10 protein-coding genes are annotated in these 12,393 nt (G+C 33.4%); 1 reads left to right on the top strand and 9 read right to left on the bottom strand.

The window, feature by feature from the left end; all coding sequences use genetic code 11:
• Positions 1-5 precede the first annotated feature (5 nt).
• From HOO91_15305 to HOO91_15270, 8 genes are all read right to left on the bottom strand, one after another.
• The gene (locus HOO91_15305; protein NOU18921.1) at positions 6-800 is read right to left on the bottom strand and encodes a DUF3108 domain-containing protein; all 795 of its coding nucleotides are present in this window, start codon (positions 798-800) and stop codon (positions 6-8) included.
• Positions 801-897: 97 nt separating this feature from the next.
• Complete coding sequence (locus HOO91_15300) at positions 898-1,677, bottom strand: phosphosulfolactate synthase (protein NOU18920.1); 780 nt, start codon at positions 1,675-1,677, stop codon at positions 898-900.
• Between the two features lie 97 nt (positions 1,678-1,774).
• A complete protein-coding gene (locus tag HOO91_15295; protein ID NOU18919.1) occupies positions 1,775-3,175 on the bottom strand; it encodes a tetratricopeptide repeat protein in 1,401 nt (466 codons plus the stop codon).
• Positions 3,176-3,348: 173 nt separating this feature from the next.
• Positions 3,349-4,338 (bottom strand): dihydroorotate dehydrogenase-like protein, encoded by a 990-nt coding sequence (locus HOO91_15290; GenBank protein ID NOU18918.1) that lies wholly within the window; start codon positions 4,336-4,338, stop codon positions 3,349-3,351.
• A gap of 114 nt (positions 4,339-4,452) precedes the next feature.
• Complete coding sequence (locus tag HOO91_15285; protein ID NOU18917.1) at positions 4,453-5,331, bottom strand: 4-hydroxy-tetrahydrodipicolinate synthase; 879 nt, start codon at positions 5,329-5,331, stop codon at positions 4,453-4,455.
• A 16-nt stretch (positions 5,332-5,347) separates the two neighbouring features.
• Complete coding sequence (locus HOO91_15280; GenBank protein ID NOU18916.1) at positions 5,348-5,926, bottom strand: hypothetical protein; 579 nt, start codon at positions 5,924-5,926, stop codon at positions 5,348-5,350.
• A gap of 137 nt (positions 5,927-6,063) precedes the next feature.
• Positions 6,064-8,070: an NAD-dependent DNA ligase LigA gene (ligA, locus tag HOO91_15275; GenBank protein ID NOU18915.1), complete on the bottom strand. Its 2,007-nt coding sequence runs from the start codon at positions 8,068-8,070 to the stop codon at positions 6,064-6,066.
• 44 nt (positions 8,071-8,114) lie between these two features.
• On the bottom strand, positions 8,115-9,308 hold the full coding sequence (locus HOO91_15270; GenBank protein ID NOU18914.1) for an ATP-binding protein: 1,194 nt from the start codon (positions 9,306-9,308) through the stop codon (positions 8,115-8,117).
• Positions 9,309-9,487: 179 nt separating this feature from the next.
• Here HOO91_15270 and HOO91_15265 point away from each other — a divergent pair, with 179 nt between their 5' ends.
• Positions 9,488-11,683: a bifunctional (p)ppGpp synthetase/guanosine-3',5'-bis(diphosphate) 3'-pyrophosphohydrolase gene (locus HOO91_15265; protein NOU18913.1), complete on the top strand. Its 2,196-nt coding sequence runs from the start codon at positions 9,488-9,490 to the stop codon at positions 11,681-11,683.
• A gap of 49 nt (positions 11,684-11,732) precedes the next feature.
• Here HOO91_15265 and HOO91_15260 read toward each other — a convergent pair whose 3' ends face one another.
• A complete protein-coding gene (locus HOO91_15260) occupies positions 11,733-12,173 on the bottom strand; it encodes a rhodanese-like domain-containing protein (GenBank protein NOU18912.1) in 441 nt (146 codons plus the stop codon).
• Positions 12,174-12,393 lie beyond the last annotated feature (220 nt).

Genomic DNA, 12,393 nt, shown 5'->3' with positions numbered 1-12,393 from the left:
ACTGTCTAAATCCCTTCAACACCCACTAGCAGAGCCTTAACTGATCCAATTAAAATTTTTGCTTCAACCATAACAGGGATATGGTAATTATCATCAGTAACCCAAACCACTAAATCTTCGCCGCCTTTGAAAATTGTTCCCTTTACAAGCATTGCAGAGAATTTAAAGGTATTATAAGTTTTTCCTTTATGAATAATAATCTTCTCTTTACCCAAAAATCTGATATACAAATCGTAAATCTCATTATCAACAGCCATTGTCAATGGAACTTTTTGATCTATTACAAGCGAATTAAAGTCGATATTTCGACAATAGTATATAGCACTCAACACATCAAATGTACAAGGTTTCAGGGGGAATTGTTCGAGTTTTGATTTTCGTTCGGAGGTATAACTATTTATTTTTAGATTATTCGAATTGTAATCAAAGGTATAATTATTATAGGCTACATAACCTCCCTCATACGTATCCCTTCTAAACCAGTGAGGTTTCAAAGAGTCTTTATTTACAATCGATTCAAACTTATCGCGCACTTTATAGAACCAATCATACTGCTTTAAACTCCAACCTTCTGATTTTAGATAATAACAGTTTTCCCCTGCATATATAGTATCCTTAACCGTAAAAATAACATCTGCAGCATTTATCCAAATAAATCCCCAATTATATACAGCTCGGTAGTATACCTTCTCGCCACTTTTAAAAGTATTATTGATTATATAACAATCTGTACCCTGTGCAAAAAGAGTTTTGGAGATGCTTACCAGTAAAAGGAATAGTGCTGTTCTAAAAAACTTCATTTGTTATTCGTTAAATAAATCATTAACAAATCTAATCTAAAAGTGATTAATAAAAAAAACCGAGAGTTTCTCGGTTTTTTTGTTGAGTATATATTTTTTAGTTATTGCCTCTTAGGTCTTTAGGAAGAAATTGGAAGAATGTATCACCTCTTAGTCCTCTACGTAATGTTTCAAGGGAAACAACCTCGTTCGGAGCAATATTTCCCAGATTAACATTTTCACCAAGAAGATTAATAAACCAAGCCTGTTGGCTTTTTATTGGTGCTTCCCAAAGCACATTTTCAATTTTGATATTATGAACAATATCGTCAATTAGTTTAGTATTTGCTGATTGGTTTGAGTTATAAATTCCAATATTACCACTTTCTCTTGCCTCTGCAATAACCTTCCAAGAGCCAGATTCAAGTTCTCTTCTCATCATTGCAACCCACTCATCATCAGGAATATGAACATCTGCTTGTTTAGAACCAACTTCAGAAATAACGGTTACCCGCTTTGCAAGTTTTGAAATGTAATCACACTTTACATCGTTATTCATTTCCATTGAACCATCTGAAACTTCAGCCAAATCGAGTTTATATTTATCTATAAATTTACAGAACTCATCGAACATTCCTCTAATTATAAAGATTTCAAAAAGAGTTCCTCCAAAGTAAGGTCTGATACCTGCCTGCCTGTAGAGTTTAATTTTCTCTTCAAGTTTATTAGTGATAAGAGCTGTTCCAAATCCAAATTTCACAAAGTCAATAAATTCTCCACCCGATTCAACCATAGATTCAGCCTCAGAAAGGCTTAAGCCTTTATCCATAACCATTGTTAAACCATGATTACGTGGTTTATTTGGTCTTTCGGGAATAAAAGGAAGATTGTAGTTCATATTCAAAATTTAATAAAGTTATTTACCAAAAGTATTTCCTTTTTTTGATTTTGAAAAATAATAGTTGATTTTGAATGCTTAAACAAGAGAAAATCCCTTAGAGTTGCTTGGTTTGATTTACAAAATCATCATCATTAATTACTGATACGATGCTGAAAAAATCATCGATTGATGTGGGATCAATCCGTTTCGCCACCTTTAATTCGTCAAGAGCCTCTTTTCTTCTGTGTGATAGGTAAAGGGCAGCAGCATTAAGCACTTTCATAGATGCGTTACCTTCAAACTTAGGTCCAAGCTCATCGAACATACATTCAACATCTCTAAATTTTTCCTGATATAGATAAATCTCTGCTAGTGCAAGGTACGCATCGGGCTCATCGGGGTTTAATATTGTTGCCTCACGATAAGCTTTAAGAGCTTCCTCAATGTTATTCAGTTCATAATGAACTTTTCCAAGACCTAGCCAAAAATCATACTGTTCCGACTCCAATGCTATTGATTTTTTAATAAAATCAAGGGCTAAGTTTGGTTGTTTTCGTTCATTCATTATAATTCCAATGCCATAATATGCCTCAGCAAAAGCAGGATCAATGGATATTGTTTTATTGTACATTTCAAGTGCCTGCTCAAACTTTTCAGTTTTTTCATAACATTCGCCAAGTGAGCAATAAATCCGAGGGTTCTCGGGTTCAAGGAGAATAAGTTCTTGGAATACAGAGGTGGCTTCTTTATACCTCTCAATAGAGGCTAATGTATTCGCCTTATTGTGATATGCTGAATTGTACTCAGGATCAATTGCAATACAATAATCGTATGCCTCAATAGCCTCATCGAATTTACCCTGTTTAGTTAGAACAATTCCTAAGTTATACCAAACATTTTGGGTAAAAGGATATAAATCAAGAAGTTTATTATAGTAAAAATAACTTTTTTCAATTTCATTAATCTTCTCGAAACTATATGCTAAATCAAAAAGTGTGGCAAAATGATTTGGGTCAAGTCTATGCGCTTCTAGCAAGTAGCGAATGGCTGTATTAAGTTCTTCTTCAACAAAATATATACTCGAAATTCTATATACAAGTTCGGATTTCTCTTCGGTACATGCCTCAACTGATTTTGCGAAATTCTCATCCGCTTTAATAAAATTTCCTAAATTGAAAAAAGCCTGACCCTTTAAAAAGAGCACTTCTGATTTTTCCGAATGAATCTGTTCAAGAAAGTCAAGGATAGCTAATGCTTCGTTATAATTCTTTTCTGTAATAAAAAGTTCTGCTTTCAACAACTGAATTTCGGTTGAATATGGGTGCATGCCATTGGCTATCCTAATAGATTCTGATGCGTTAACCAATTCTTCATTATCAAGATAGTAATTAATAATAGCTTCGAATTCCAATACATCAAAAAAGAAACTTTTACTCTGACGAATAAGCTCCTCATACTTTTGAACAAGTTCAAAAGTCTCAATTTCGTTATAACCAAAATCTCTATCGTCCTTCATCTGTAATTTCCTTCTTTTGCAAACTTAGCTATATTTTCGTGGAAGTTAGCAGATTATTATTTTTAAACTATTAACAATGCAGCAATAATATTAACAGGAAATAAATGCCTAAAATACTTAAAGTGCTTGGAGTACTTGAAATACACTAAACCTTAAGTACTTTAGGTGCTTTTTTAATCTCTATTTCTCAAATATTTCATAAACTGAACTCTTTCAAAAACTTTTGGATCAAAAGTCCTAGATTGGCTCATCTTACCTCTAAACTCATCTATTGTTTTATAATCCTTTTCAACCATCCACTGCTCAATTTGAGTAAGTATTGTTGCTATTTGATCATTACCGTGTTTATATAGTGTAGAACAAAGTTGAATAGCTTTTGCCCCAGCAAGTAGCTGCTTTATTACAGCACTACCATCGTGAATACCGCTTGATGCGGATAGATCGCAACTCACTCTATTAGCCATTATTGCTATCCATCTGAGTGACATCGACATCTCCGAAGGATTGCTAAATACATTTGACGATGCAAAGTTAAGAGTATGAATATCAATATCGGGATTGTAAAATCTATTAAATAGAACAATTGCTTTTATTTGAGTTTGGCTTAAGTGTTTAATCAAATAACCTAGGTTTGAATGATAGAATCCAATTTTTAGTGCAATAGGTAATTTGACAACAGATGTTATCTTATCGATAATATCGAAGTAAATCTTTTCATTATCATCATTTTCTATATTGAAATTGGCTGGTAATCTAAAAATATTAAGTTCCAAACCGTCAACGCCAGTATCTTCAATACGTTTAGCAAAATCTGTCCACCCTTCAGCTGAAATACAATTTACACTAGCAATTACAGGTATATGAACACTTTTCTTACTATCAACCAAAAACTTTAGATAATTAGAGACGGTGTCCTCCATCCTATCAAAATCAAAATACTCTGTTGTTTCTGGGTATACAAATCCAGAAGCATGCATTTTATTAAGGTTTTCGTGAGTCTCAATAATTATTTCTTCTTCAAATAACGACTTAGTAATAATAGCACCAGCACCTTTTGACTCCAAATCAATAATATCTTTAACGCTACTGGTGAGACCAGAACTCGAGATAATAATTGGGTTTTTCAACTTCAAACCCATATAGGCTGTGGTTAAATCAGTCATAGGATTTTTTTTAGGTTAATATAAATGTATGAAATTTCTGTAAACTATTAATAATAAAAAAAGACTCAATCAAGAGTCTTTTTATTAATTTCTTATACATACTAACAAATAAGTCTATCCAAAGTTTTCCATTAATAACGTTAATTTATAAAAAGTTGATTCGCTAATTGGAACTAAGGGTAATCTTAAGTTATTTTCAATTATTCCTTTTATGTTAAGAGCAGCTTTAACTCCTGCTGGATTACCTTCAATAAATAATGCATCTGTAATTTCTATAAGTTTAAGATGAATCTTACGTGCTTCTGCAAAATTTCCATTTAATGCAAGATGGATCATCTCGGAGAATGGTTTTGGGAAAGCATTACCTAAAACCGAAATTACCCCATCAAGTCCTAATGCCAGTTGGGATAATGCTAATCCATCATCTCCAGATATTACTTGGAATGAATCGGGCTTATCCCTGAGAATATATGAAATCTGATTTAAATTCCCAGAAGCTTCTTTAATTGCTACAATATTAGGAACTTGTGCAAGTTTAAGGGTTGTATCGAATGTCATATTAACACCGGTTCTGCCAGGTACATTATAGAGAATAACCGGCACTGGACTTTTTGATGCTATTTCTTTATAATGCAACTCCAAACCTTTTTGTGAAGGTTTATTATAGTAAGGTGTTACTGAGAGTATTGCATCAATATCATCATAATCATAGTTATCAATTGATTCAATAACGTGCTTTGTGTCATTTCCTCCAACTCCAACAACAATTGGAACTCGCTTATTATTCTTTTTTACTACAAATTTAACTAGTGATTTCTTTTCTTTATCCGATAGAGTTGCCGCTTCTCCAGTTGTCCCCAGAACAACAAGGTAGTTAACGCCTCCGCTAATTAAATACTCAATTAGCTTCTCCGTTGCATTATAATCAATCTCGTTCTCCTTAGTAAAAGGGGTTACCATTGCTACCCCCAAACCTCCAAATCTTTTGTTCATTTTACTTTAATATTTTTTAATTAACTGTATCATCTTCTTTATCCTGAGCAAAACGATTATTTAAAATATTTAGATAATGGATAATCTGTTCGGACAGGTAAGGTATCTCCTTTTTATTATCCACGTTAATAATCAAATCGTATGGATTGCCAACATAGCTGTGACTTCCAACTTTAAACTTCGAACGGGATAAGGAAGATATCCAACGAATTGGAAATTGCTCAACTAACGAAAGGTCAATAAGTATATCATATTCCACCCTACAAAATTGATCAACAAAAGGAATTAGAGGTTTACCATACCAGTTGACCTCGTTCCGATTAAAGATATTAATCCCTTTACGTAATAGCAATTGCTGTGGAATCTCTTTTCCTGGATAATATAAAAGAATCTCCACTTGCATATTTTTTTCAGTAAGAAATTTTTGCAAGCTGTTAATCTCGTCAAAATCCTTATTATTATTTACCAACCCCACTATTGCAATTTTACGGGCAGTTACTAGGTTATGAACAAACTTATTTCGTTGTAATGTTCGTAGGCTTTTGCTTAAAGCTTTTAACCCAGCATTTCTTTTTATATTATCAATAATTTTCACGGTGCAATTGTATTAATTTAAAAAATGGTTATTAGTTATTTGATGCCTATTAATTGTTAATGATTGCTAATAATATAACTTTTTTCATTCATATTCATTTTTCAATCTGAAAAATTGACCAATTTCTCAATTAAATACTAGCTAATCATCTCAAAAAACTCCTCCTCCGAAACTATTTTAACTCCTAATTTCTGTGCTTTATCAAGTTTTGCAGGGCCAATTTTTTCTCCTGCCACAAGCATTGATGTTGCTGATGAGACACTACTTACATTCTTACCACCATGTTTTAGTATTAACTCCTTAAGTTCATCCCTAGATATTCGGGAAAAAGTTCCTGATATAACTATGGAAAGTCCATTAAGTATACTAGAAATTAATTGATTTGATGTTTCATCAACCTTTAGCTGCAATCCTGCTTGTTTTAACCTTTCAATAAGATTGATTGTGATAGGATTAGAGAAATATTCAACAATACTTTGTGCAATTCTCTCACCTACCTCTTCAACTTCGAGCAATTGCTCAATGCTTGCTGTTTCAATCTGCTCAATCGATCCAAAGTGTTGAGCAAGTTTACGAGCAGTAGTTTCGCCAACATAACGAATTCCTATACCATACAACACTCTTGGAAAAGGAATGTTTTTTGATTCTTCAATACTTTTAATCGCATTATCGGCAGATTTCTCAGCAAATCTCTCAAGATTTAGCAGTTGTTCTTTCCTAAGGGTATATAAATCAGCAATGTCTTTAATTAAACCTTTTGAGAAAAGTAAATCAACTGTCTCCTGCCCTAATCCATCAATATTTAAGGCCTTTCGACTTATGAAATGTTCAATTCTCCCTTTAATCTGTGGCGAACATCCAACCTGATTTGGACAAAAATGCTTAGCCTCACCATCGGGCCTCACCAATTCACTCCCACATTCTGGGCATTGCTCAATAAATTTGAAGGGTGTGCTGAATAGTGTTCGTTGAGTTTTATCGACTCCAACAATTTTAGGTATAATCTCTCCTCCCTTCTCAACCTGAACCATATCTCCAATCCGAATATCGAGTAGTTCCATTTGATCTCTGTTGTGCAGAGAAGCTCTTTTAACGGTAGAACCAGCCAGTTTAACTGGCTTAAGATTAGCAACTGGAGTAACAGCACCAGTTCTACCAACCTGAAAATCAACTGAAATAAGTTGCGTTGTTACCTGTTCCGCTTTATACTTGAATGCAATTGCCCATCGAGGTGTTTTGGCTGTAAAGCCAAGTACTTTCTGATATTGATAGCTATTCACTTTAATTACAACTCCATCGGTATCATAGGGTAATTTCTTTCGATTACTATCCCAATGATTTATGAATGATAGAACCTCATCAACGTTCTTACAAAGTTTATTATTATCAGGTATCTTAAAGCCCCACTCCTTTGCCTTTTCAAGATTTTCAAAGTGATTTTTGAATGGAAGGTTTTCGCCAAGAATGAAATATAGGTAGCAATCGAGTTTACGTTGAGCAACAACAGATGGATCTAGAAGTTTTAATGTTCCAGATGCTGCATTTCTAGGATTTGCAAAAGGAACATCACCCTCCTCTTCACGCTGAGCATTTATATCGTCAAAAACTTTACGAGGCATAAATATTTCACCTCGAATCTCAAACTCATCGGGATAATCGTTACCCTGCAAAGTCAAAGGAATCGTTTTTATTGTTCTAACATTTGCAGTAACATCATCACCCACAACACCATCGCCACGTGTGATAGCTTGAAAAAGTTTACCATTCTTATAGGTTAATCCTATTGCGGTGCCATCATACTTTAGCTCACATACATACTCAGGTGATTCCCCAATTCCTTTAACTACTCTTGTATCAAAATCCCTTATCTCCTCATCGGAGTATGTATTGGCTAAAGAAAGCATTGGGTATTTGTGTTTTACCTGAACAAACTCCCCTGTTAAATCGCTACCAACTCTTTTTGTTGGTGAATTTGTATCATCAAATTCTGGATATTTCTTTTCCAGTTCACCTAACTCTTTAAGTAATTGATCAAATTCAAAATCACCTATCTCTGGTTTAGAAAGAATGTAATACAGGTAGTTATGCCTATTCAATTCCTCTCTGAGATGCTCAATATGCTGACGGATCTGTTCCTGAGACATGGGAAATAAAATTTTGATAAAGATAGAAAAAAGATAAAAACAACTTAGTACAAGAAGCCGAATAGCCAAAGTGGCACTATTTCACCAGTTCCGTGTTCAATGCCATCTTTAACAAGGTAAGAATTTTCTGCATCTTTAATTTGTTTCTTCCCTTTATTTCTTCCTCCTATTTCAAAAACATATTGATTATTAATTAAAAAGTCACCTTGTGAAGAATAATTTACTTCATAATTTGAGGATAGCTGATTAATAAAAAATGTTTCTCTAAGGGTGCCTGTATTTGTTTTGCTATGCGTTAATGCTTCCGCCAAATTTGGGTTATGTAGATATATTTTTTCAGGTTTTGCCATCATGCTCATTCCCTTTGCATGTTTGCGTAACATATAAATAATCTCTGCTTTCTCCAATAAATAAAGGAATCTATAAAGTTGTTCTCTGGTTACACCAATTTTATCGCTTAACTCTGAAATATTTGGAGTAAAAGGAACAACTTCGGCCAAAACATATAAGAGTTTTCTTAATTTAACAACTGTTCCAAATGTAATATTATCAATAGCAGGAAGATCGGTTTCAAGAACTAGGTTAACAACATTTGACAGTTTTTGATAGTAATACTCCTCGCCTTCCAAGGAAAAAGGGTAAGCACCAAATTTAAGATACTGATCAAAAGCCTGTAAGGGTTTAATTTTTTTTAAAACCAATGATGAGATTTCATCCTGTTTCGTTATTATATCATTTAAACTATAAACTGGAAACGAAATACCATACTTAATTTCAATAAACTCTCTTAATGAGAGCTCATTTAGATGTAATGATATTGATCTCCGGCTAAGATCGGCATCCCCCTTCCCCAATTGCAATGCAGATGAGCATGTTACAATTATTTTTAAATTTGAATACCTATCATAAATTGTTTTTAATGTTCTTGACCATTCAGGATATTTGTGAACTTCGTCTAAGACAATGAGTTCACCACCCCTCTTATAAAACCAATCTACAAAATCTATTACATTTTGTTGAGTGTAGATTATATCATCTAAACTTAAAAATGCAACTCTATCTTTCGAGTCATTTATGCTCTTAAGATATTGCAACAATAGTGTTGTTTTACCAGAGCCTCTAGCGCCTTTAATGAAAACTAATCGCTGGTTTTCAGGTATGCTTTTCAATAAATACCTTTTAAAATCCAGTTTTACTGATGATATAAGGTTTTTGGATAGTTCAAGAATTGTATCCATAGCAATAATATTTATTAATACAGACACAAATATAACATATTTGTTTATATAAAAAGACATTATTAAACATATATTGTATATTCAAATATACATTTATTATATATTTTACTATTTAAAGGTTGTAGGAACTCTTTTGTAGTTTTATTGTTATATTTCTACTTTCAAACAAGTGCCTTTAAATGGAATCTACTACACAAACTGAAAATAGCAAAATCGTTAACTATTATCGATGTTTACTGCGTGCAGCAAAGGGACTAATTTCCAAAGATGATCAAAAACAGATCCGAATAGCATTTAAACTCGTAGTTGATTTGAATTCAGGTGTCCGTAGAGAATCTGGTCAACTAAATATTTTCCATCTGGTAAATGTTGCTCGTATTTGTGTGGAAGAGATGGGTCTTGGAAAAACATCCATAGTATCAGCACTTCTGCATGAAACCATTAAAAGGAATCAACTAACCATTGATGAGATTGAGAAGCAATTTGGGTCTAAAATCGCCAGAATTATTGATGGTTTGACAAAAATATCCGAGATTGATCCTAAAAACCCTAAACTACAGGCTGAGAATTTCAGAGAACTTTTACTAACCATTTCTCAAGATCCTCGGGTTATCCTTATTAAAATTGCTGAACGGCTAGAAACAATGCGGTCATTGAACATTATGCCAAATAATGTTCAGCTTAAAAATTCATTGATAACATTTTACCTCTACTCCCCTCTTGCCCATCGCCTTGGTCTTTATAGAATAAAATCCGAGATGGAAGATTTAGCAATGAAGTACACCAACTCCGAAGATTACGAAGCTATTAATAAGAAACTGAAGAATACCAATGTAAAGCGAAATAAATATATCAAAGAGTTTATCACTCCAATACAGGATGAGCTTAAATCCAAGGGATTTGATTTTGATATTAAGGGTAGAACCAAGTCGGTTTACTCTATTTGGAAAAAGATGCAAAAGCAGGGTGTCGATTTCGAAGAGGTTTATGATCTCTTTGCAATTAGAATAATTTTAAATAGTCCTCCCGAAAAAGAGAAATCAGATTGTTGGCAGGTATACTCAATTATAACAGACAAATACACACCTAACCCCGAGCGTCTTAGAGATTGGATATCTGCGCCAAAGAACAATGGCTATGAATCGCTTCATACAACAGTTGTTGGCCCTGAAGGCAGGTTTGTGGAAGTTCAGATTCGTACAAATCGGATGGATCTAATTGCAGAAGATGGATTGGCTGCCCACTGGAAATACAAAGGTATTAAGCAGGAACAAAATGTCGAAGAATGGTTAACAAAGGTTAGAGAGATTATTGATACTTCCAATTCATCTCCAGAAGATTTCGTTGATCATCTGAAAGCAAATTTATACACCAAAGAGATTTTTATTTTTACTCCAAATGGGGATTTAAGAAAGTTACCCGTTGGGGCAACTGTTTTAGATTTCGCTTTTGAAATACACTCAAACGTTGGCTGTCAGTGCGTTGGAGCTAAAGTGAATAATAAAAATGCAACCATTAGGCAAATCTTAAGCAATGGTGATATTGTTGAAATTATTACATCCAAAAATCAGAAACCTAAGACCGATTGGCTAAACGTTGTAATAACGTCAAAAGCTAAAGGAAAAATTAAGCAAAGCTTAAGGGAAGAGAAAAACAAGGAGATTCTTTTAGGAAAAGAGATTCTATACAGAAGGTTTAAAAACTGGAAGATTACTGATAACGAGGAAGCTATTCAGGCTATTCAAAAGCATCTCAAGATAAAAAGTCAACCCGATCTTTTCTCTCTTATTGCAAACGAAAAGGTTGACTTAACAGAAATGAAATCCATAGTTCTCCAAACTGATAAAAAAATTACAACCCCAGCAGATGAGAAGGTATATGATTCCAATAAACCCGATGATTCTAGAAAGCTACATGCAAGTGATGATTTTCTGGTTATAGATGAGAAACTTGTAAACATCGATTACAAACTTGCAAGATGCTGTAATCCAATATTAGGCGATAATATTTTTGGTTTTGTCACAATTAGTGAGGGTATTAAGATTCATCGCACGAATTGCCCAAATGCACCACAGCTTAATGCCCGATGGGGTTACAGAATTGTAAAAGCAAAATGGAGGGAATCAAAAATGGTTGGTTCATTCCAAACCACTATCAAAATCAATGGTTTTGACGAACTCGGAATTGTAAATAAAATCTCGGAGGTAATAAGCAACGATTTAAAAGTAAATATGAGAAGTATTGCAATCAATAGCTCCAAAGGGCTATTTGAAGGGCGAATTCAGGTATTTGTTTCGGATATAAAGAATCTTGAAACGCTCCTCTATAAGCTGAATAATATTAAAGGGGTTCAAAAAGCAGTAAGATTGAAGTGATTTAGGTCTGTTACTGCAATGCTGTTTTGCCGTTTTGAAAATTTTACTCCTACTTGGAAAGAGGTAATTTCCTAACTCTCCATTTCATAATACCACCTTTCATATTATAAATTTTTGTGAATCCTTTATTTTCCATCAGTTGCATGGTACTCTTACTTCGAAAGCCACCATAACAGTAAACCAAATATGTTTTCCCTTTATCCAATTGGTCTATTTTATTCGAAAAATCTTCGGATTTAAAATCAATATTTATTGCGTTTGTAATATGCTCTTTTAAAAAGTCATCAGGTTTTCGAACATCTAGTATCACAAATTGCGAATTATTAGCATTCATCTTAATTAGTTTAAACGCTTTTTTTACTTTAATACTCGTTGTATCGCCATTAGAAGAATCCAAGTTTTTAATACTTGAACATTTCCCTGAAATATCAATAGCTATGAAAAATAGTATTAATATCGCAGTGATTAGGTGTTTGCTCTGATTAGTCATACGTTTAGGCATTTACAAGTTCAATCACTAAGGTATGAATAAAAAAAGCAATCAAATAGTTTCAACTTCAATTTAACAATTCAAATCGCAAATTAATTAACGTGAGTTCCTTTAGATTTACAGTATCATTTTTTATATCAATAATAATGATGATGATGCTAACAAGGGGGTTCTAGGGGGAGTTAGTAACTTTAGAGCATGTTAATAACCTATACTGGAA

This window comes from Bacteroidales bacterium (assembly GCA_013141385.1).
Lineage (GTDB): Bacteria > Bacteroidota > Bacteroidia > Bacteroidales > Tenuifilaceae > UBA8529.
Note: the sequence above shows the minus strand (reverse complement) of the source record. Positions and strands in the feature narration are given on the sequence as shown.

What these genes read in the sequence shown, in the direction of transcription:
- HOO91_15260 (NOU18912.1), bottom strand. Translation starts at nt 12,173, where the DNA reads ATGACTAATCAGAGCAAACACCTAATCACTGCGATATTAATACTATTT.
- HOO91_15285 (NOU18917.1), bottom strand. Translation starts at nt 5,331, where the DNA reads ATGAACAAAAGATTTGGAGGTTTGGGGGTAGCAATGGTAACCCCTTTT.
- HOO91_15295 (NOU18919.1), bottom strand. Translation starts at nt 3,175, where the DNA reads ATGAAGGACGATAGAGATTTTGGTTATAACGAAATTGAGACTTTTGAA.
- HOO91_15305 (NOU18921.1), bottom strand. Translation starts at nt 800, where the DNA reads ATGAAGTTTTTTAGAACAGCACTATTCCTTTTACTGGTAAGCATCTCC.
- HOO91_15270 (NOU18914.1), bottom strand. Translation starts at nt 9,308, where the DNA reads ATGGATACAATTCTTGAACTATCCAAAAACCTTATATCATCAGTAAAA.
- HOO91_15290 (NOU18918.1), bottom strand. Translation starts at nt 4,338, where the DNA reads ATGACTGATTTAACCACAGCCTATATGGGTTTGAAGTTGAAAAACCCA.
- ligA (NOU18915.1), bottom strand. Translation starts at nt 8,070, where the DNA reads ATGTCTCAGGAACAGATCCGTCAGCATATTGAGCATCTCAGAGAGGAA.
- HOO91_15265 (NOU18913.1), top strand. Translation starts at nt 9,488, where the DNA reads ATGGAATCTACTACACAAACTGAAAATAGCAAAATCGTTAACTATTAT.
- HOO91_15300 (NOU18920.1), bottom strand. Translation starts at nt 1,677, where the DNA reads ATGAACTACAATCTTCCTTTTATTCCCGAAAGACCAAATAAACCACGT.